The organism is Pseudomonas sp. MPC6, assembly GCF_006094435.1.
GTDB lineage: Bacteria > Pseudomonadota > Gammaproteobacteria > Pseudomonadales > Pseudomonadaceae > Aquipseudomonas.
This window is the reverse complement of sequence record NZ_CP034783.1, coordinates 5,069,994-5,089,473: the sequence shown is the minus strand read 5'-3', so window position 1 is coordinate 5,089,473 and position 19,480 is coordinate 5,069,994. Positions and strand designations below refer to the sequence as shown.

The window sequence follows — 19,480 nt, the reverse complement described above, 5'->3', positions numbered from 1 at the left end:
CACAGATAATGGCTATCGAAATCAAAGCCCCCACTTTCCCGGAATCGGTTGCCGATGGCACCGTTGCCACCTGGCACAAACAGCCGGGCGACGCCGTCAAGCGTGACGACCTGATCGTCGACATCGAAACCGACAAAGTCGTACTGGAAGTGTTGGCTACCGCTGACGGCGTGCTGGGCGCTATCGTCAAGAACGAAGGCGAGACCGTTCTGTCCGACGAAGTCCTGGGCTCCATCGAAGCGGGCGGCGCTGCTGCCGCTCCAGCCGCTGCCGCTGCTCCGGCCGCTGCACAGGCTGCGGCTCCTGCCGCCGAAGGCGAAGACGATCCTGTTGCTGCACCGGCTGCTCGCAAGCTGGCTGAAGAAAACGGCATCAACATCGCTTCCGTTGCCGGCACTGGCAAAGGCGGTCGTGTGACCAAGGAAGACGTGGTTGCAGCCGTTGCTGCCAAGAAAGCCGCTCCGGCTGCCGCGCCTGCCAAGGCTGCTGCACCTGCCGCTGCTGCTCCAGTGTTCGCTGCCGGCGATCGCATCGAGAAGCGCGTACCGATGACCCGCGTTCGCGCTACCGTCGCCAAGCGTCTGGTTGAAGCACAATCGAACATGGCGATGCTGACCACGTTCAACGAAGTCGACATGACCGAAGTCATGGCGCTGCGTTCGAAGTACAAGGATCTGTTCGAGAAGTCCCACAATGGCGTGCGCCTGGGCTTCATGTCGTTCTTCGTCAAGGCTGCCACCGAAGCGCTGAAACGCTTCCCGGCCGTCAACGCGTCGATCGACGGTGCGGACATCGTTTACCACGGCTACGCTGACGTCGGTGTGGCTGTTTCCAGCGACCGCGGTCTGGTTGTACCGGTCCTGCGTAACGCCGAACTGATGAGCCTGGCTGAAATCGAAGGCGGCATCGCCACTTTCGGCAAGAAAGCCCGTGACGGCAAACTGTCGATGGACGAGATGACCGGTGGCACGTTCACCATCACCAACGGTGGTACCTTCGGTTCGATGATGTCGACCCCGATCGTCAACCCGCCGCAAGCGGCCATCCTGGGCATGCACAACATTCTGCAGCGTCCTATGGCGATCAATGGTCAGGTTGTCATCCGTCCGATGATGTACTTGGCGCTGTCCTACGATCACCGTCTGATCGATGGCAAAGAAGCTGTGACCTTCCTGGTTACCATCAAGAACCTGCTGGAAGACCCGGCTCGTTTGCTGCTGGATATCTGATAGAAGCCGCTACAGGTTTCAAGCCACAAGCTGCAAGCGATTGCAGCCTGGCTTGAGGCTTGTGGCTTCAAGCTTGTTGCCAAAAGAGGAATTTTTGAATGTCGCAGAAATTTGACGTAGTAGTGATCGGCGCTGGCCCTGGCGGCTATGTGGCTGCCATCAAGGCCGCGCAGCTGGGTCTTTCGACGGCCTGCATCGAGAAGTACACCGACAAGGAAGACAAGCTGGCTCTGGGCGGTACCTGCCTGAACGTCGGTTGCATTCCTTCCAAGGCGCTGCTGGACAGCTCCTGGAAATACAAGGAAGCCAAAGAAGGCTTCGCGATCCACGGGATCAACCACGCCGGCGTGACCATGGACGTGCCAGCGATGGTCGGCCGCAAGGCCAACATCGTCAAGGGTCTGACTTCCGGTGTTGCGACCCTGTTCAAAGCCAACGGTGTGACCTCCATCCAGGGTCACGGCAAGCTGCTGGCCGGCAAGAAAGTCGAAGTCACCAAACCTGACGGTTCGGTAGAAATCATCGAAGCCGAAAACGTGATTCTGGCCCCTGGCTCGCGTCCGATCGACATTCCACCGGCTCCGGTTGACCAGAATGTGATCGTCGATTCGACGGGCGCGCTGGAATTCCAATCCGTACCAAAACGTCTGGGCGTGATCGGCGCTGGCGTGATCGGTCTGGAACTGGGTTCGGTCTGGTCCCGCCTGGGTGCGGAAGTCACCGTTCTCGAAGCGCTGGACACCTTCCTGATGGCCGCTGACGCTGCCGTTTCCAAGGAAGCGCTGAAAACCCTGACCAAACAGGGTCTGGACATTAAGCTGGGCGCTCGCGTCACCGGTTCCAAAGTGAACGGCGACGAAGTCGTGGTGAACTACACCGACGCCAAGGGCGAGCAGACCATCACCTTCGACAAGCTGATCGTAGCCGTTGGTCGCCGTCCGGTGACCACTGATCTGCTGTCCGCCGACTGCGGCGTGACCCTCGACGAGCGCGGTTTCGTGCACGTTGACGATCACTGCGCCACCACCGTACCGGGCGTTTTCGCAATCGGCGACGTGGTTCGCGGCATGATGCTGGCTCACAAGGCCTCGGAAGAAGGCATCATGGTCGTCGAGCGCATCAAGGGCCACAAAGCCCAGATGAACTATGACTTGATCCCTTCGGTTATTTATACTCACCCGGAAATCGCATGGGTCGGTAAAACCGAGCAGACCTTGAAAGCTGAAGGCGTTGAAGTTAACGTCGGCACTTTCCCGTTCGCAGCCAGTGGCCGTGCCATGGCAGCCAACGATACCGGCGGTTTCGTGAAAGTCATTGCCGATGCCAAGACTGACCGCGTATTGGGCGTCCACGTGATTGGCCCGAGCGCTGCGGAACTGGTTCAGCAGGGCGCGATCGGTATGGAATTCGGCACCAGCGCTGAAGACCTGGGCATGATGGTCTTCTCCCATCCGACCCTGTCCGAAGCCTTGCACGAAGCCGCTCTGGCAGTGAATGGCGGCGCCATTCACATCGCCAACAAGAAGAAGCGTTAAGACAATAAGAAACCACGGCGGTATAGCCCGTCGTGAGCCTTGCAAGCAAGACTCACCGCGGAACATCCGCTGGACGCAGTCTTGCGTAGCTGCACCGGTTGTCCGGAAAGGCTACGCAAGCAGCAGTCACAGGTGGTGCGGCACTTGAACGAGTGCAGCACCGAATGCGCAGTACCTAACGAAGACGGTAATAAGCATGAATCTTCACGAGTATCAGGGTAAGCAGCTGTTCGCTGAATACGGCCTGCCAGTATCCCAGGGTTTCGCCGTAGACACCCCGGAAGCAGCAGCAGAAGCATGCGACAAGATCGGCGGGACCGAATGGGTTGTCAAAGCCCAGGTTCACGCGGGTGGTCGCGGTAAAGCGGGCGGCGTCAAGCTGGTTCGCAGCAAGGAAGACGCCAAAGCATTCGCTCAACAGTGGTTGGGCAAGCGTCTGGTGACTTACCAGACTGATGCCAATGGTCAGCCAGTCACCAAGATCCTGGTTGAATCGTGCACTGATATCGCTAAAGAGCTGTACCTGGGCGCTGTCGTTGACCGTTCGAGCCGCCGCATCGTGTTCATGGCTTCCACCGAAGGTGGCGTGGACATCGAGAAAATCGCTCACGACACCCCTGAGAAAATCCTCAAGGCCACTATCGATCCACTGGTTGGCGCTCAGCCATTCCAGGGTCGCGAGCTGGCATTCCAGCTGGGTCTGGAAGGCAAGCAAGTGACTCAGTTCGCCAAGATCTTCGTGGGTCTGGCCAAACTGTTCAAGGATCACGACCTGGCTCTGCTGGAAGTGAACCCGCTGGTGATCAAGGCTGACGGCGATCTGCATTGCCTCGACGCCAAGATCAACATCGACGCCAACGCCATGTACCGTCAGCCTAAGCTGAAGACTTTCCACGATCCGTCGCAAGACGATCCGCGCGAAGCGCACGCTGCCAAGTTCGAACTGAACTACGTAGCGCTGGAAGGCAACATCGGTTGCATGGTCAACGGTGCTGGCCTGGCCATGGGTACCATGGACATCGTCAACCTGCATGGCGGCAAACCAGCCAACTTCCTCGACGTGGGCGGCGGTGCTACCAAAGAACGCGTAACCGAAGCGTTCAAGATCATCCTGTCCGACACTAACGTCGCTGCAGTATTGGTCAACATCTTCGGCGGCATCGTTCGTTGCGACATGATTGCCGAAGGCATCATCGGCGCTGTGAAAGAAGTCGGCGTGAAAATCCCGGTTGTTGTTCGCCTTGAAGGCAACAACGCTGAGCTGGGCGCTAAAGTACTGGCAGAAAGCGGTTTGAACATCATCGCTGCTACCAGCCTGACCGACGCTGCTCAACAAGTCGTTAAAGCTGCGGAGGGCAAATAATGAGCGTCCTGATCAATAAAGACACCAAAGTTATCTGCCAGGGTATTACCGGTTCGCAAGGTAGTTTCCACACCCAGCAAGCTCTCGAATACGGCACCAAGATGGTCGGTGGCGTTACTCCGGGCAAAGGCGGCACCGAGCACCTGGGTCTGCCAGTGTTCAACACCGTGAAAGATGCTGTAGCTGCCACTGGCGCCACCGCCAGCGTGATCTACGTTCCAGCTCCTTTCTGCAAGGACTCGATCCTGGAAGCTGCTTTCGGCGGCATCAAGCTGATCGTTTGCATCACCGAAGGCATTCCTACCCTGGACATGCTGGACGCTAAAGTTAAGTGCGACGAGCTGGGCGTAGTCCTGATCGGCCCTAACTGCCCAGGCGTGATCACTCCAGGCGAATGCAAGATCGGCATCATGCCAGGTCACATTCACTTGCCAGGCAAGGTCGGTATCGTTTCCCGTTCCGGCACCCTGACCTACGAAGCTGTGAAGCAGACTACTGACGCCGGTTTCGGTCAGTCGACTTGCGTCGGCATCGGCGGTGACCCGATCCCGGGTTCGAACTTCATCGACATCCTGAAGCTGTTCCAGGAAGACCCGAAGACCGATGCGATCGTGATGATCGGCGAGATCGGCGGTTCGGCTGAAGAAGAAGCGGCTGCCTACATCAAGGCACACGTGACCAAGCCGGTTGTTTCCTACATTGCTGGTGTGACTGCCCCTGCGGGCAAGCGCATGGGCCATGCTGGCGCAATCATTTCTGGCGGCAAAGGCACTGCAGACGAGAAGTTTGCTGCCCTGGAAGACGCAGGCGTTAAAACCGTGCGTTCGCTGGCAGACATCGGCAAGGCTCTGTCCGAGCTGACCGGTTGGGCGATGAAGTAAGCCTCGCGCTTAACTTGTAGCTCTGCTGACAAAGGCCACCTTCGGGTGGCCTTTGTCGTTTCCGACCGAATCAAATGACGCATCGGTCTCTGTAGGAGCCGGCTTGCTGGCGAACCAGTCGACGCGGTGCATCAGACGTGCCGCCTTCGCGGCGATGCGGGGATCCGACAAGCCAACTCCTACAGGCTTCACCGTCGGATGAACGTTATGTATGAAAACGCGACACGGAAATGTCGTGTATCGGATAGTTCGCACCCTAACAGTGCGTTTTGCGAGCAAATTCGTTAGGCTAGCCGCCATTTTTGCGTCCGCAGCCCATAAGGCCGCTACGCGCTAAACGGGTCAGTCCCATACGGACCGACAGCATTTCCCTCACCCATAGGGAAGTCCCCCTCTAAATTCCGATTCAGTAGTGTGGTATTTCCTTAATGAAAGTGTTGAAAGGCCAGGACATCCTGGCACTTGGATTCATGACCTTTGCCCTGTTTGTCGGGGCTGGCAATATTATCTTCCCGCCTATCGTCGGCTTGCAGGCCGGGCCTCATGTCTGGCTGGCGGCGCTGGGCTTTCTGATCACCGCAGTCGGTCTGCCGGTGATTACCGTGGTCGCCCTGGCCAAAGTCGGCGGCGCCATGGATGCCTTGAGCAGCCCGATCGGTAAAGTCGCCGGGGGCCTGCTGGCCGCTGCCTGCTACCTGGCTGTCGGCCCGTTGTTCGCGACGCCGCGCACCGCGACCGTATCCTTCGAAGTCGGCCTGGCACCGCTGACCGGCGAGAGCCCGCTGGCACTGTTCCTCTATAGCTCGGTGTACTTCCTGCTGGTGTTCTTCATCTCGCTGTACCCGGGCCGTTTGCTGGATACCGTAGGACGCTTCCTCGCACCGCTGAAGATCATCGCCTTGGCTATTCTCGGCATCGCCGCGTTTGCATTGCCGGCCGGCGACATCGGCGTCGGTACTCCCGAGTACGTGGCGGCACCGTTTTCTCAGGGCTTCATCAATGGTTACCTGACCATGGATACCCTGGGGGCACTGGTCTTCGGCATTGTCATCGTCAATGCCATCCGCTCCCGTGGTGTCGAGTCGCCGGCGCTGATCACCCGTTACGCGATCATTGCCGGGCTGATTGCCGGCGTAGGCCTGGCCCTGGTGTACGTCAGCCTGTTCCGTCTCGGTTCGGGCAGCCATGAAGTGGCCGCCGGTGCGACCAATGGCGCGGCGGTATTGCACGCTTACGTGCAGCACACCTTTGGCTCCCTGGGCAGCGGTTTCCTGGCAGTGTTGATCGCCCTGGCATGCCTGGTCACGGCGGTCGGCCTGACCTGTGCCTGCGCTGAATACTTCAGCCGCGTGCTGCCACTGTCCTACAAAACCCTGGTGATCATCCTCGCCGCGTTTTCCCTGCTGGTGTCCAACCTGGGCCTCACCAAGCTGATCGCGTTCTCGATCCCGGTACTGACCGCGATCTACCCGCCGTGCATCGCCCTGGTGGCCCTGAGCTTCTGCAAGGACTTCTGGCATGAGCAGGGCCGTATTGTCGGCCCGGTGATGCTGGTGTCCTTTATCTTCGGCCTGATTGATGCACTCAAAGGCGCCGGTCTGGCGGACTGGCTGCCGACGCAGCTGGCTCACCTGCCGTTGAGCGAGCAAGGTCTGGCGTGGCTGGTACCGTCGGTCATGACCCTGGTGGTTGCGGTGGTGTGTGATCGTTTGCTGGGCAAGCGCGAAGAAGCGCTGGCGTAAGCTGCTGCAAGGGCCGCCACAAGCGGGCCTGTGACAGCACAAACTGAAATGCCCCGTATCAATCGATACGGGGCATTTTTTATGCGCGTGATGCAGTGTCTTTTTTCTTAAGCTAACGTCGAAACACTGCAAAGACCTCATGTGGGAGCGGGCTGCTCGCGAAGACGGCTTATCATTCAACATTGATGTCGACTGACCCACCGCTTTCGCGAGCAAGCCCGCTCCCACAGGGTTGCGGTACACCGCAAATATGTCACAAGGACCTGCATGTCGTTCATCCTCGCCAACCTGATCCACATTCTCGCCGCCGCCTGGTTCGTGATCTGCTGGGGCGGCTACACGCGCTATGCGACGTGGAAAGCCCGGGACACCGCGTGCCTGGCCAGCGTCCTGCACCTGTACCGCGAAGACTGGATGCGCCGCATGCTGCTGCGCGATAACCGTATCGCCGACGCCAGCGTGATCGGCAACCTGGAGCGCAACGCCTCGTTCTTCGCGTCCAGCACGCTGATTATCCTGGCCGGCATTCTCACGGTGCTGGGTGCGTCCGAAAGGGCCGTGTCGTTGCTGGCGGATATCCCGATGGTGCAGCAAGCGTCCCAGGGCATGTCGGAAATCAAGTTGTTATGCCTGGCGATGGTATTCGTCTATGCGTTCTTTACCTTCAGCTGGTGCATGCGCCAGTACAACTTCGCGGCGATCCTGGTGGGTTCGGCACCCATGGTCGGTGAACGGCATGTTTCCGAGCAGGAACGCAAAGCCTTTGCCGCCCGGGCAGCCCGGGTCATTTCCATGGCCGCCAACCAGTTCAACTTCGGCCTGCGCTCTTATTACTTCGGCATGACCATGCTGGCCTGGTTCGTCAGTCCCTGGTTGTTCATGTTGATGAGTACCGGCGTGGTGTTGGTGCTCTATCGCCGGGAATTTCACTCCGACGTTCTCGACGTAATGGTCTATACCCCTACAGAGGCTCCCTTGCCCGAGCCGAGTAAAGAGGTCGCTTGATGAGTATTCCGTTCTGGTGTGTGTTTATCAGTGCCTTGCTGATTTATGTGGCGCGCATCCCGGTAACCAAGGCCATGAAAGAGCAGGGCGGTTACGATAATCACCTGCCACGCCAGCAGCAGGCGCAACTTACCGGCTTCGGGGCCAGGGCGCTGGCGGCGCATCAGAACTGTATCGAGGCATTCATATTGTTTGCGGTGGGGGTGTTGATGGCGCATACCACGCAGACGGCGGGGTGGCTTATCGATTCGCTGGCAATCATCTTCGTGATAACACGAATCATTTATTTGCTGTGCTATTGGGTAGACCTGGCCTGGCAGCGCAGCCTGGTGTGGTTGGTGGGCTTAATCTGTTCGTTGTTGCTGATGATTAGTCCGACGTTCAGAACGATTCTGCTGTGACGCCCGTATCGCAGACCAAAGAAAACCCGCACTTGGCGGGTTTTCTTTTATCACGCTAAAAACTGTTTTAGTTTTTAGGTGCTGCTTCCGGAGCAGTTTCTTCTACTGCAGCTTTGTTCGATTCAGCCTGAGCTTTGGCAGCTTCGGCGTTTTCTTTTGCTGCGTCGTTCACTTTATCCTGAGCTTTGTTCATGTCTTGCTGAGCTTGCTCAGCATGTTGGTTGGCATCTTGAGCTTTGTCCTCGGATTTTTTATCGCAAGCAGCGAGACCGAGGGAGGCGGTCAACATCAAGGCAATAGCTAAAGTCTTACGCATGGGGTGTTTCTCCTTATGGAAAATATCTACTGGCCTTTCGAGCACAGCGCTCAGCGTTAAGTTCCTCAATTCATACAGATATATAAGAATATTCCGGCGGGAACTTTTACTCAAAGCGCCTGGTGCGATCTCAGGACACTAACAAGAGTTTTTATCAAATGGCCGAAAACCCCGTTTTTGAGCGTGCGACACGATTCCTGTCGGCGCTGCGACATTGTCAGGTCCTCGGGCTGCGGGTTCACAGCGCGAGTGGTGAAGGGCTTACTGTAATCTTGCCGTACAGCCCGCAAATCGTCGGCAATCCGCTAACCGGCGTCATCCATGGCGGGGCACTGACGTCGCTGATGGACACCGCCTGTGGCATGTCCACCCTCTGCGTGTTGCCCGAGTTCGAAGTGTGTCCGACCCTGGACCTGCGTATCGATTACATGCACGCCGCCGAACCGCACAAAGATGTCTATGGATTTGCCCAGTGCTACCGGGTCACCACCGATGTGATCTTCGCCCGCGGCTTTGCCTATCAGGACGACCCCGAACAACCCATCGCCCATGTCGTCGGCACCTTCATGCGTATGGGTAAAGCCATCAAGGGCACCAAAGGGTTTGGCGGTGTCATCGTCGGACGTGCGCCATGACTGACAACTTCAAGGAGCAACTGCAACAGGCCCATGAACAGGGGGACTACGCCTCGCTGCTGCACCGGGTTCCCTATGCGAAACTGATCGGCATCGAGTGTTCGCGGGTTGGGGATGAGTTGTTGTTTCGCTTGCCGGCTAACAAGGACAATATTGGCAACCCTCTGCTGCCGGCGATTCATGGCGGCGTGATTGCCGGGTTCATGGAATTGTCCGCGGCGCTGCACCTGCTGGTTTTCACCGGATCACCCGGCGTGCCGAAGATCATCGACTTCTCCCTCGACTACCTGCGCGCAGGGCAATTCCGTGACACCTGGGCCAGGTGCCAGGTGTGTCGCCAGGGGCGGCGCGTTGCCAACGTAGCGATTACGGCCTGGCAAAGTACCGAATCCGAGCCGATTGCCACGGCCCGGGCTCATTTCAAAATCGAAGAGCCCTTGAAATCCTGATCTGAGCCCCCAACTTTGATGACAACCCGCCGCCGACCGTCAAGGTCGCGGCTTATGCCATCTGATTGGAGTTTGATGACCATGAGTGTGGAAACTCAAAAGGAAACCCTGGGCTTCCAGACCGAGGTGAAGCAACTGCTGCACCTCATGATCCATTCGCTGTATTCCAACAAGGAAATTTTCCTTCGCGAATTGATCTCGAACGCCTCTGACGCTGTCGATAAATTACGCTTTGAAGCCTTGGCCAAGCCTGACCTGCTGGAAGGTGGCGCCGAGCTGAAGATCCGTGTGAGCTTTGACAAGGACGCTAAAACCGTCACCCTCGAAGACAACGGCATCGGCATGAGTCGCGAAGACGCGATCACCCATCTGGGGACCATCGCCAAGTCCGGCACTGCCGACTTCATGAAACACCTGTCTGGCGATCAGAAAAAAGATTCGCACCTGATCGGTCAGTTCGGTGTGGGTTTCTACTCTGCATTCATCGTTGCCGACAAAGTCGACGTGTTCAGCCGCCGTGCCGGTGCTGCTGCCAGCGAAGGCGTGCACTGGTCGTCCAAGGGTGAAGGCGACTTTGAAGTCGCTACCGTTGAAAAAGCCGAGCGCGGCACCCGTATCGTCCTGCACCTGAAGTCGGGTGAAGACGAATTCGCCGACGGCTGGCGTCTGCGCAACATCATCAAGAAGTACTCCGATCACATCGCACTGCCGATCGAGTTGCCGAAAGAAGCGGCAGCCGTTGAAGGTGAAGAGCAACCGGCCGTTGAATGGGAAACCGTCAACCGCGCCAGTGCCCTGTGGACTCGCCCGCGTACTGAAGTCAAGGACGAGGAATACCAGGAGTTCTACAAGCACGTCGCTCACGATTTCGAGAACCCGCTGAGCTGGAGCCATAACAAGGTCGAAGGCAAGCTGGAATACACCTCGCTGCTCTATGTGCCGGCCCGTGCACCGTTCGACCTGTACCAGCGTGAAGCCCCCAAAGGCCTGAAGCTGTACGTGCAGCGCGTGTTCGTGATGGATCAGGCCGAGTCGTTCCTGCCGCTGTACCTGCGCTTCATCAAAGGCGTGGTCGATTCCAACGACCTGTCGCTGAACGTGTCGCGGGAAATCCTGCAGAAAGACCCGATCATCGACTCCATGAAGTCGGCGCTGACCAAGCGTGTGCTCGACATGCTGGAAAAACTGGCGAAGAACGACCCTGAGCAGTACAAGGGCTTCTGGAAAAACTTCGGCCAGGTCATGAAAGAAGGCCCGGCGGAAGACTTCGCCAACAAAGAGAAAATCGCCGGCCTGCTGCGTTTCGCCTCCACTCAGGGCGAAGAAGGCGAGCAAGTGGTTTCCCTGGCCGAATACCTGGCGCGCGCCAAGGAAGGTCAGGACAAGATCTACTACCTGACCGGCGAAACCTACGCGCAGGTCAAAAACAGCCCGCACCTGGAAGTCTTCCGCAAGAAAGGCATCGAAGTGCTGCTGCTGACCGACCGCATCGATGAGTGGCTGATGAGCTACCTCAGCGACTTCGACGGCAAGAACTTTGTCGACGTGGCGCGCGGTGACCTGGACCTGGGCAACCTGGACTCGGAAGAGGACAAGAAAGCCGCGGAAGAAGTCGCCAAGTCCAAAGAAGGCCTGGTCGAGCGTCTGAAAACGGCATTGGGCGATTCGGTGGCCGAAGTGCGGGTTTCCCACCGCCTGACCGATTCCCCGGCGATTCTGGCCATCGGCGAGCAGGACCTGGGCATGCAGATGCGTCAGATCCTCGAAGCCAGCGGTCAGAAGGTTCCGGAGTCGAAGCCGATCTTCGAATTCAACCCGGCTCACCCGCTGATCGAGAAACTCGACAACGAGCAGAGCGACGAGCGCTTCGGCGACCTGTCGCACATCCTCTTCGATCAGGCGGCCCTGGCGGCCGGCGACAGCTTGAAGGACCCGGCCGCGTATGTGCGCCGCCTCAACAAGCTGCTGGTTGAACTGTCGGTTTAACGGCGTAGAACAAAAAAACCCGCTTCGGCGGGTTTTTTTCTGGGGCTTTTGTAGTCCTGGGAGGAGGGTGTCAGTGCCGGCCCATTCGCGAGCAAGCCCGCTCCCACATTGGATCGGCGTCGACCGTAAAATTTGCGTACGACTCGATCAAATGTGGGAGCGGGCTTGCTCGCGAAGGCAATCTAATAGGCGGCTCAGGACCTAAGGCAGTTCAATCCGCTCGCTTTCCCCCGGCACCGTCGGCCAATCCCCAGCCGCCCAGCGGCGCCGCGCTTCGTCGATAGCCGCCGGATCGCTCGCCACAAAATTCCAGTTGATCCGCCGCGGCCCATCCAGCGGAGCGCCGCCGAACAGCACGGCGTGGCAGTCGCTCTCGGCGAACAGCGTCATCGCTTCCCCGGCAGGCAACACCGCCAGCGTATGGGGTTCCAACAGCTCGCCATCCAGCTGCGCTTCGCCCTGCAACACATACAGTGCCCGCTCTTCATGCTCGGTCGGTATGAGTAGCGTGGTGGCCGTTTGCAGGTTCAATTCGGCATACAGCGTAGGAGAAAGCACCGGCACCGGCGATTCCAGGCAAAAGCCCGACCCGGCAATCATGCGGATCTTCACGCCAAGGTTATCGCTGACCGGCAGTGTGGCCGCCGGATGGTGGCTGTAGTGCCCCGGGCCCTGTTCACGTTCCTTGGGCGACGCCAGCCAGATCTGCAGCCCATGCATCCTGAACCCGCTGTCCTTCAGGGCCTGCGGCGTGCGCTCGACATGGGCGATCGCGCTGCCCGCCGTCATCCAGCTGACATCCCCGGCCTCGACCACCTGATCGGAACCCAGGCTGTCCTTGTGCTGGATTTGCCCTTCGAACAGGTAGGTGAGGGTGGACAGGCCGATATGCGGATGCTGCCGGATGTTCATGCCATGGCCTGCGGGGTACAGGGTTTCCAGCATGTGGTCGAAAAACACAAAGGGCCCGACGCTGCGGCATTTGGCTGACGGCAAAGGGCGAAGAATCGGTTGGCCTTCGACGTCTTCGGCGCGAGGGCGGATCACGAGCGGAGTGTTCATGGTGCATTCCAGGCTGAGCGGGTGACGCATGGAGCATAACCCGCTTGCGCAGCCCTTGCCGCTATTGGCTGAAAGCCCCTTCGGACAGATGGGTTTCGATACTGACTTCAGTGCTGGTCATCAGCTTGTGCACCGGGCAGCGGTCGGCTACGCGATGCAGTTCGTCGCGCTGGGCGTCGGTGAGCACACCCTTGAGGGTCAGTTTGACGTGCAGGGCATATTTGCCTTTCTGCTCTTCGCTGTTATCGCGCTTGACCTCGACCGTGACCCCGGTCAGCGGAATGTCCTTCTTCCTGGCGTACATCTTCAGGGTCAGGGCCTTGCAGGCGCCGAGGGCGGCGTCGAAGTAGTCGTGGGGCTCGGGCGCAGTGCCTTCGCCGCCGATCTCTTTGGGCGCATCGGCAAACAACTCGTGTTCATCGATCTGGACGCTGTGGCGAAAACCTTCGGCGGAAACGGTATTGACGGTAACAGTCATGGGAAACCTCGCAGGTCAGGAAAAGTTATTCAGTCAAAAAAGACCTTGAAGGTATAGAGCATTCCTTCAGGTTCGCGTTCCACTTTCTTGCCTTGATGAACCCTGGACCTTGCGCTGGGGTCTACGCTGTTCCTACATGCTGGAGATCGCCCGTGCCTCTGTCCCGCTACAGCATTGCCTGCCTGTTGGTCTTTGCCTGCCACGTTGCCAGCGCCCGCGAATATGCCTACAGCGATGCGCACCTGCATTACGTGGACTTTTTTCAGGAAACGGCCGGGATGCCGAAATTGCTCAAGGCCATGACCGACAACCGCATCGAGCATGTGATGATTTCCGGCATTCCGGTGGCCAAGAAATGGCACGAAGACGAACCCAAGCGGCCACGTTATTACGCCGGTGATGACGCCGATGCCTACTGGTACAGCGCCACTGATGTCATAGTCGCGGCGGCTGTGAACAGCTTGCCCCCCGAGCAGCGTCAGTCCTTTCACCCGTTCCTGTCAGGGTTCAACCCCAACGACAAGAACGCCGTGGCGCATATCCAGCGCATGCTCGATCTCAATCCCGGTCTGTGGCAGGGCATAGGCGAAGTCTTTACCCGCCATGACGACCTGACTGCGCTGACGTCCGGCGACACACCGCGGGCGAATAACGAAGCGATGACGCGGATCTATCACCTCGCCGCCGAAAACGACTTGCCGGTCATGCTGCATTCCAACATCACCTCCAAGCGTGAGAAAAATCCGCTGTACCTGGCGGAAGTCGAAGAGCCGTTGCGCAATCATCCACACACCCGGTTCATCTGGGCCCATGCCGGAACCAGCGCCGAGATTCATCGTCATCAGACTGAATTGGACTTTCTGCTGCCGACCTTGACCCGCATGCTTGAGGCTTACCCCAATCTGTTTGTGGACCTGTCCTGGAGCATGCTGACGCCCTACCTGCTGGATGAGCAGGGCAAGCCTCGGCAGGAATGGTTGAAGTTGGCGGAGCGCTTCCCGGAACGCTTCATGCTCGGCTCTGATGTCGTGGGGCGTTTCAACAAGCTCGGTAAGGAAATGCGCAGCTTCGATGCGTTCCTCGATGCGCTGCCGGAAGACGTTGCCAGAAAGGTCGCGCGGGATAATTTCCTGGCGATCCTGCCTCGTTCCCTGTAGGAGCGAGCTTGCTCGCGATGGTCGTCAACGATAACGCTGTGAGCCTGACACCCCGCGGCGTCCTCTAGTCCATCGCGAGCAAGCTCGCTCCTACAAGTATCGATCCGGATCAGCTGCCTTTGACAGCCTTGCCGTTGACCGTACCGTCCAGGAGCATGATGTTGTACTCCTTGCCGTCAGTCTCGACCTGTTGCAGGCGGACCAGCAGGTAATCCCAGTCCTTGGCGAACCACAGCACGGTGATGCGTTTGCTCTGAGTCGGATCGCGCACGCGCTCGACCTTGATCGCATCGATCTGGCCGGCCTTGGTGTCGACTTTTTCCGAGCCCAGCACGCGGAAGTCATAGGTATCGACTTCGCCGTCATCGACGACCTGATAGCTCATGCTTTTCTTGCCGGCGGCCACGTCGTGCTGCAGGGCCAGCTGATAAGTGGATTTGTCGACCATACCGCGGTTGAGCGGGAGTTTGACCGGGTCACCGCGATCGGTGCCGGTGACCATTTTGTTGGTCCAGTCGAAGTCCAGGTCAGCCTTCTTGGCTTTGCCCAGGCCGCCACGTTCGAAATGGTAGGACTGGGGCAGCAAATGAGTTCAGTCATCGCCGCCAGTCAAATTCAATTACAAATGCTTTTCTGGCGCCTTCTGAAGAAGTGTTGATTTGTTTTGCAAGGCCGTATTAATCTCGAGGCTCACACCGGTTGGATATGATGGCTAATGAATCTTGAAAATATTCGATACCATATCGCAGTCACTCTCTTGGTTTTAGGGTGTTCAATTCCGATCATGGGAGTGGTGGTCTGGGTAATCACTGAGATAATCCCGCTTGAAGGTCGAGCCTTGAAAATTGCTTACTTAATAACCTATGTGTTTATAGTGTTATTTGGCTTGCGCTTTTACATTCCAAGAATGCGTGGCATGACATGAAGTAGCAACGCATCACCCAGTATTATGGATTGCTTTCCGTCGATTGGTTTTCTTCGTAAATGGTGCTCAATGTGATAGAGTCAACTAATCCTTCAAATAGCAAAGCCAGCCTCCCAGTTTGCTGATAGCTCCGCTCATTACTAACAGGGTCAAATCGAAAAAGCTGTACAGAGTCTGGTTTTCGCACAACTCTGAACATTCCGTAACCCGACAATATCAAGTCTGTTGTGTAGTACGCCATATTGCCGCTGTAGCTATCCCTAAATAAAGCCTGATAGCCGCGCCGAATAGGTCCTTGAGTGGTAGGCGTGTCTGGGCCGTTATATATATTAGCCGCACCTTCGGCGATATTGTTAGCTCCATGACTGACTAGAAGTGCGCCCGGTATAACTCCGACTCCCCAAGATGCGCCTGCAACCACTACCCCTGCTTTAATCTGTGCGCCTCCTGCTAAAATATTGATGCCGTTCTGAGTATAAAAAAGCGCCTTGGATAATAGATCTTTGTGTTCAGCCCCGATCTGTTGCAGCCCTTCCCATGCGCTTATCACGCCCTCATCAACGGCCTGAATAATTTCATCAGCATAGGCAGATACAATCGATCCAAATCGTAGCCGCTCAATGCCGTCAGGGATGTGCGCCATGCCTATGCTGCAGCCAGCCGCAACCAAATCTGAAGCCGCTCTAGTCACGTCATGAATATCACAGGAAGTTTCATTCATTCTCATTCGTCCAGCTACTATAAGCGCTCGTTGCTCCCGGAATGTGCGCCCAAACAATATCTCTATATCGAATAGATACCAACTCTTGCGGCTCGGCATCATTCATGCGAATTGCATGGGGTACCTGCTGACTGATATGCGCAATACGCGCCCCTGTGAGGTGAATGGAATAATACCGCTCTTGCCCTCCAGTCGAAGCGGTTCGGTATAAATTGATGGTGCAGTCCAATTCTTCACCTCCATGCAGTGCGCTCGCCAGCAGCGGTGATGATTTGTCGATGGCTTTGGTTATCGTGATAGGCATGTGTTTGCCGCGACCACCGGTAATGCTTCCGTCATTGCCTGCAACCATATCATGCGAAAAAGCCAGTACCATGATTTCGTCCTGATGATCGAATTGACACTTGTTACCGATAGAGCTTTGGCCTGAGCAGCCGGCAGAAATCTTCCCTTGATGCTTACCGGTAATACTCATGTAGCTATGGCTCGCCATTAAAGTCGCTCCTTGATTTGTTGGGAGCGCCAGATTATAGGAAAAGTGTTAATCCTGGCTGTAGGCTGTTTCTGAAAATGCAATTGTCCACCCGTTTTTTTTATATGTTAAGAAATCGCTGTGGGAAATTACGACTTGTTTTGTAGGATCAAGGCATCAGGGCGGATCTAAGAGTTTGTGTGCTAAAAAATACCCGGCACTTGAAACCCGGTTTCTTAAAGTATCTATATTCTTGTGTTCGAAGGTTTTTCAGCGAGGATGTATGAGGTGTTGGTACTAATGTCGTATAAGTTAAAGAGTTGCCGAGGGAGAGCGGCTCCTGTTTAGCAGAAAAAAATCCGATGCCAGGGGACTGACATCGGATTTTTGGAGAAGCCCGCTGGGGTTCAATTGCTTACGCAAACAGCGTTGCCGCAATGGCGGCGTTTTACATGTCGATCCGGATCAGCTGCCTTTGACAGCCTTGCCGTTGACCGTACCGTCCAGGAGCATGATGTTGTACTCCTTGCCGTCAGTCTCGACCTGTTGCAGGCGGACCAGCAGGTAATCCCAGTCCTTGGCGAACCACAGCACGGTGATGCGTTTGCTCTGAGTCGGATCGCGCACGCGCTCGACCTTGATCGCATCGATCTGGCCGGCCTTGGTGTCGACTTTTTCCGAGCCCAGCACGCGGAAGTCATAGGTATCGACTTCGCCGTCATCGACGACCTGATAGCTCATGCTTTTCTTGCCGGCGGCCACGTCGTGCTGCAGGGCCAGCTGATAAGTGGATTTGTCGACCATACCGCGGTTGAGCGGGAGTTTGACCGGGTCACCGCGATCGGTGCCGGTGACCATTTTGTTGGTCCAGTCGAAGTCCAGGTCAGCCTTCTTGGCTTTGCCCAGGCCGCCACGTTCGAAATGGTAGGACTGGGGCAGCAAGGTGTCCTTGTCCAGGGTCAGGGTGCTTTCTTCGGTCAGGCTGGCGATCATCATCGAGGCCTTGAAGCTGAGCTTCCAGGCGCCGTTGGCTTGCTTGGTCAGGCTGCGCTCGGCGGTGCCGCTCATGGGCAACTGCTTCCAGTCGGCGGTGTAGCTGGCGGAGAAAGGTTGAAGTTCTGCAGCCTGCGCGAAAGGCAGGACGAGCAGAGCGCAAGCGAAGAGCAGGGCGCGACGCATAAAATCTCCTAGGTTCGAATCAAGTGGCCGCTGGCGGCGAGTAGCTTCCCATCCAGTAAAGCACCTTGCTCGCCGAGGGATAAACGACCTTCGGCAAACCAGCGTACAGCCATCGGGTAGATCAGGTGTTCCCGGGTATGGACTCGCTGCGCCAGACTCTGCGGCGAATCCTGCAACTCTACCGGTATTACTGCCTGTACGACCAGTGGTCCGCCATCGAGTTCCTCGGTGACAAAGTGCACGGAGCAGCCGTGCTCGGTGTCGCCGGCCTCCAGCGCGCGCTGGTGAGTGTGTAACCCTTTGTATTTGGGCAGCAGCGAGGGATGGATGTTGAGCAGGCGACCCTGGTAGTGGCGCACGAAGCCGGCGCTGAGAATGCGCATGAAGCCGGCCAGGACCACGAGTTTGGGATTGAAGGCGTCGATCAGTTCGATCAGCGCGGCATCGAAGGCCTCGCGGCCTTCGAAAGCCTTGTGATCCAGGCAGCGGGTATCGATACCCGCGTCCCTGGCGCGTTGCAGGCCGTAGGCGTCGGCGCGGTTGGAAATCACCGCAGCGATGCGGGCCGGGCTGTCGCCGGTCCGCGTGCTGTCGATCAAGGCCTGCAAGTTACTGCCGGTGCCGGATAACAGCACCACCACATCACAGGTCTGGGACATCAATGAGCCTTGAGGTTTTTCAGTTCGACCTGAGCCGCGCCTTCGGCAGCGGTGGAGATCTGGCCGATGACCCAAGGCTGTTCGCCGGCTTCGCGCAGCACGTTCAGCGCGGTTTCGACGTGCTCTTGAGCGACGCAGATGACCATGCCCACGCCGCAGTTCAGCACGCGGTGCATCTCGTTTTCGTCGACGTTACCTTGCTCTTGCAGCCAGTCGAACACGGCAGGACGGGTCCAGCTGGCAACGTCAACCACCGCTTGTGCGCCTTTTGGCAGCACGCGCGGGATGTTGTCGAGCAGGCCGCCACCGGTGATGTGGGCCATGGCCTTGACGGCGCCGGTGTCCTTGATCAGCTTGAGCAGCGGCTTCACGTAGATGCGGGTCGGGGCCATCAGCAGGTCGGTCAGCGGCTTGCCGTCGAGCTGGATGTTTTCGATGTCGGCACCGGAGACTTCGATGATCTTGCGGATCAGCGAGTAGCCGTTGGAGTGCGGGCCGGAAGACGGCAGGGCGAGCAGGGCATCGCCGGCAGCGACTTTGGAACCGTCGATGATTTCCGATTTTTCCACGACGCCGACGCAGAAGCCGGCCAGGTCGTAGTCTTCGCCTTCGTACATGCCAGGCATTTCAGCGGTTTCGCCGCCGACCAGGGAGCAGCCGGACAGTTCGCAGCCGGCGCCGATGCCGGTCACGACCTGGGTCGCGGTTTCGACGTTGAGTTTGCCGGTGGCATAGTAGTCGAGGAAGAACAGCGGCTCGGCACCGCAGACCACCAGGTCGTTGACGCACATGGCCACCAGGTCGATGCCGATGCTGTCGTGCTTGTTCAGGTTCAGCGCCAGGCGCAGCTTGGTGCCGACGCCGTCAGTACCGGAAACCAGCACAGGCTGCTTGTAGCCGGCCGGGATTTCGCAGAGGGCGCCAAAACCGCCCAGGCCGCCCATGACTTCCGGGCGCGCAGTGCGCTTGGCGACGCTCTTGATGCGTTCGACCAATGCTTCACCGGCGTCGATGTCTACACCGGCGTCCTTGTAGCTCAGGGAGGGTTGCTTGCTCATGATCCAGGCCTTTAGGGGGGATTCAGGGGTAACGACCGAGTCCAACGGGACCGCTTGTACAGGCGAGGGCGATTGCCGAGCGCAAATTCAAGGGCCCGGCTGTTGCCGGTCTGCGAAGGCGCGCGATTTTATCAGGCTTGAGGGGCAGCGGCCATCCTCAGGCCGACAGCAGGGGCATATCGGCGGAAAAAAACTGTAATTGCCCGGGTTGGTGCAATCGCACAGGG

The 19,480-nt window shown here is 57.7% G+C and carries 19 protein-coding genes and 1 pseudogene; 11 read left to right on the top strand and 9 right to left on the bottom strand.

What is annotated here, in order from left to right; genetic code table 11:
• The first annotated feature begins 8 nt into the window (after positions 1 to 8).
• The 7 genes from odhB (at position 9) to ELQ88_RS25420 (ending at position 8,156) form a co-directional block, all read left to right on the top strand.
• Positions 9 to 1,229: a 2-oxoglutarate dehydrogenase complex dihydrolipoyllysine-residue succinyltransferase gene (odhB, locus tag ELQ88_RS25455; RefSeq protein WP_128870178.1), complete on the top strand. Its 1,221-nt coding sequence runs from the start codon at positions 9 to 11 to the stop codon at positions 1,227 to 1,229.
• A 98-nt stretch (positions 1,230 to 1,327) separates the two neighbouring features.
• Positions 1,328 to 2,764, top strand: coding sequence for a dihydrolipoyl dehydrogenase (lpdA, locus tag ELQ88_RS25450; RefSeq protein ID WP_128870177.1), 1,437 nt, complete (start codon positions 1,328 to 1,330; stop codon positions 2,762 to 2,764).
• A 196-nt stretch (positions 2,765 to 2,960) separates the two neighbouring features.
• Positions 2,961 to 4,127, top strand: a complete 1,167-nt coding sequence (sucC, locus tag ELQ88_RS25445; RefSeq protein WP_103498765.1) for an ADP-forming succinate--CoA ligase subunit beta — start codon at positions 2,961 to 2,963, stop codon at positions 4,125 to 4,127.
• The gene (gene sucD / locus ELQ88_RS25440) at positions 4,127 to 5,008 is read left to right on the top strand and encodes a succinate--CoA ligase subunit alpha (RefSeq protein ID WP_138968530.1); all 882 of its coding nucleotides are present in this window, start codon (positions 4,127 to 4,129) and stop codon (positions 5,006 to 5,008) included. The genes sucC and sucD overlap by 1 nt, the downstream gene beginning before the upstream one ends.
• 428 nt (positions 5,009 to 5,436) lie before the next feature.
• Positions 5,437 to 6,750: a branched-chain amino acid transport system II carrier protein gene (gene brnQ, locus ELQ88_RS25435; protein ID WP_128870176.1), complete on the top strand. Its 1,314-nt coding sequence runs from the start codon at positions 5,437 to 5,439 to the stop codon at positions 6,748 to 6,750.
• Positions 6,751 to 7,017: 267 nt separating this feature from the next.
• Positions 7,018 to 7,755, top strand: coding sequence for a DUF599 family protein (locus tag ELQ88_RS25425; protein ID WP_128870175.1), 738 nt, complete (start codon positions 7,018 to 7,020; stop codon positions 7,753 to 7,755).
• Entirely contained in the window at positions 7,755 to 8,156 is a 402-nt protein-coding gene (locus tag ELQ88_RS25420) for an MAPEG family protein (RefSeq protein WP_128870174.1), read from the top strand. Before ELQ88_RS25425 ends, ELQ88_RS25420 begins: the two co-directional genes overlap by 1 nt.
• Positions 8,157 to 8,223: 67 nt before the next feature.
• On the opposite strand, the gene ELQ88_RS25415 is transcribed toward ELQ88_RS25420, so the two are convergent.
• Positions 8,224 to 8,472, bottom strand: a complete 249-nt coding sequence (locus tag ELQ88_RS25415; protein WP_128870173.1) for a hypothetical protein — start codon at positions 8,470 to 8,472, stop codon at positions 8,224 to 8,226.
• A 158-nt stretch (positions 8,473 to 8,630) separates the two neighbouring features.
• On the opposite strand from ELQ88_RS25415, the gene ELQ88_RS25410 reads away from it, so the two are divergent.
• From ELQ88_RS25410 to htpG, 3 genes are all read left to right on the top strand, one after another.
• Entirely contained in the window at positions 8,631 to 9,107 is a 477-nt protein-coding gene (locus ELQ88_RS25410) for a PaaI family thioesterase (protein WP_128870172.1), read from the top strand.
• Complete coding sequence (locus ELQ88_RS25405) at positions 9,104 to 9,556, top strand: PaaI family thioesterase (protein WP_128870171.1); 453 nt, start codon at positions 9,104 to 9,106, stop codon at positions 9,554 to 9,556. The genes ELQ88_RS25410 and ELQ88_RS25405 overlap by 4 nt, the downstream gene beginning before the upstream one ends.
• 81 nt (positions 9,557 to 9,637) lie before the next feature.
• The gene (gene htpG / locus ELQ88_RS25400) at positions 9,638 to 11,542 is read left to right on the top strand and encodes a molecular chaperone HtpG (RefSeq protein WP_138968528.1); all 1,905 of its coding nucleotides are present in this window, start codon (positions 9,638 to 9,640) and stop codon (positions 11,540 to 11,542) included.
• Between the two features lie 201 nt (positions 11,543 to 11,743).
• Here htpG and ELQ88_RS25395 read toward each other — a convergent pair whose 3' ends face one another.
• Positions 11,744 to 12,604: a pirin family protein gene (locus ELQ88_RS25395; protein WP_128869330.1), complete on the bottom strand. Its 861-nt coding sequence runs from the start codon at positions 12,602 to 12,604 to the stop codon at positions 11,744 to 11,746.
• Positions 12,605 to 12,665: 61 nt separating this feature from the next.
• On the bottom strand, positions 12,666 to 13,082 hold the full coding sequence (locus tag ELQ88_RS25390; RefSeq protein WP_138968526.1) for an OsmC family protein: 417 nt from the start codon (positions 13,080 to 13,082) through the stop codon (positions 12,666 to 12,668).
• Positions 13,083 to 13,234: 152 nt separating this feature from the next.
• Between ELQ88_RS25390 and ELQ88_RS25385 the strand changes: the two genes are divergently transcribed.
• Positions 13,235 to 14,239, top strand: coding sequence for an amidohydrolase family protein (locus tag ELQ88_RS25385; RefSeq protein WP_138968524.1), 1,005 nt, complete (start codon positions 13,235 to 13,237; stop codon positions 14,237 to 14,239).
• A 109-nt stretch (positions 14,240 to 14,348) separates the two neighbouring features.
• Here the strand turns inward: ELQ88_RS25385 and ELQ88_RS25380 are convergent.
• The 6 genes and pseudogenes from ELQ88_RS25380 to purM all read right to left on the bottom strand — a co-directional run.
• Positions 14,349 to 14,825: pseudogene (locus ELQ88_RS25380) on the bottom strand (DUF3108 domain-containing protein); the annotation flags it as partial.
• A 361-nt stretch (positions 14,826 to 15,186) separates the two neighbouring features.
• Positions 15,187 to 15,885, bottom strand: a complete 699-nt coding sequence (locus tag ELQ88_RS25370) for a DUF4225 domain-containing protein (protein ID WP_138968520.1) — start codon at positions 15,883 to 15,885, stop codon at positions 15,187 to 15,189.
• Entirely contained in the window at positions 15,878 to 16,378 is a 501-nt protein-coding gene (locus ELQ88_RS25365; RefSeq protein WP_138968518.1) for an Hcp family type VI secretion system effector, read from the bottom strand. Before ELQ88_RS25365 ends, ELQ88_RS25370 begins: the two co-directional genes overlap by 8 nt.
• 444 nt (positions 16,379 to 16,822) lie before the next feature.
• Positions 16,823 to 17,536, bottom strand: coding sequence for a DUF3108 domain-containing protein (locus tag ELQ88_RS25360; RefSeq protein ID WP_064679020.1), 714 nt, complete (start codon positions 17,534 to 17,536; stop codon positions 16,823 to 16,825).
• Between the two features lie 8 nt (positions 17,537 to 17,544).
• Positions 17,545 to 18,195 (bottom strand): phosphoribosylglycinamide formyltransferase, encoded by a 651-nt coding sequence (gene purN / locus ELQ88_RS25355; protein WP_138968516.1) that lies wholly within the window; start codon positions 18,193 to 18,195, stop codon positions 17,545 to 17,547.
• Complete coding sequence (gene purM / locus ELQ88_RS25350; RefSeq protein WP_128873302.1) at positions 18,195 to 19,253, bottom strand: phosphoribosylformylglycinamidine cyclo-ligase; 1,059 nt, start codon at positions 19,251 to 19,253, stop codon at positions 18,195 to 18,197. Before purM ends, purN begins: the two co-directional genes overlap by 1 nt.
• Positions 19,254 to 19,480 lie beyond the last annotated feature (227 nt).

Coding starts and splice junctions, on each gene's coding strand:
- odhB (WP_128870178.1), top strand. CDS start 9: ATGGCTATCGAAATCAAAGCCCCCACTTTCCCGGAATCGGTTGCCGAT.
- lpdA (WP_128870177.1), top strand. CDS start 1,328: ATGTCGCAGAAATTTGACGTAGTAGTGATCGGCGCTGGCCCTGGCGGC.
- sucC (WP_103498765.1), top strand. CDS start 2,961: ATGAATCTTCACGAGTATCAGGGTAAGCAGCTGTTCGCTGAATACGGC.
- sucD (WP_138968530.1), top strand. CDS start 4,127: ATGAGCGTCCTGATCAATAAAGACACCAAAGTTATCTGCCAGGGTATT.
- brnQ (WP_128870176.1), top strand. CDS start 5,437: ATGAAAGTGTTGAAAGGCCAGGACATCCTGGCACTTGGATTCATGACC.
- ELQ88_RS25425 (WP_128870175.1), top strand. CDS start 7,018: ATGTCGTTCATCCTCGCCAACCTGATCCACATTCTCGCCGCCGCCTGG.
- ELQ88_RS25420 (WP_128870174.1), top strand. CDS start 7,755: ATGAGTATTCCGTTCTGGTGTGTGTTTATCAGTGCCTTGCTGATTTAT.
- ELQ88_RS25415 (WP_128870173.1), bottom strand. CDS start 8,472: ATGCGTAAGACTTTAGCTATTGCCTTGATGTTGACCGCCTCCCTCGGT.
- ELQ88_RS25410 (WP_128870172.1), top strand. CDS start 8,631: ATGGCCGAAAACCCCGTTTTTGAGCGTGCGACACGATTCCTGTCGGCG.
- ELQ88_RS25405 (WP_128870171.1), top strand. CDS start 9,104: ATGACTGACAACTTCAAGGAGCAACTGCAACAGGCCCATGAACAGGGG.
- htpG (WP_138968528.1), top strand. CDS start 9,638: ATGAGTGTGGAAACTCAAAAGGAAACCCTGGGCTTCCAGACCGAGGTG.
- ELQ88_RS25395 (WP_128869330.1), bottom strand. CDS start 12,604: ATGAACACTCCGCTCGTGATCCGCCCTCGCGCCGAAGACGTCGAAGGC.
- ELQ88_RS25390 (WP_138968526.1), bottom strand. CDS start 13,082: ATGACTGTTACCGTCAATACCGTTTCCGCCGAAGGTTTTCGCCACAGC.
- ELQ88_RS25370 (WP_138968520.1), bottom strand. CDS start 15,885: ATGAATGAAACTTCCTGTGATATTCATGACGTGACTAGAGCGGCTTCA.
- ELQ88_RS25365 (WP_138968518.1), bottom strand. CDS start 16,378: ATGGCGAGCCATAGCTACATGAGTATTACCGGTAAGCATCAAGGGAAG.
- ELQ88_RS25360 (WP_064679020.1), bottom strand. CDS start 17,536: ATGCGTCGCGCCCTGCTCTTCGCTTGCGCTCTGCTCGTCCTGCCTTTC.
- purN (WP_138968516.1), bottom strand. CDS start 18,195: ATGTCCCAGACCTGTGATGTGGTGGTGCTGTTATCCGGCACCGGCAGT.
- purM (WP_128873302.1), bottom strand. CDS start 19,253: ATGAGCAAGCAACCCTCCCTGAGCTACAAGGACGCCGGTGTAGACATC.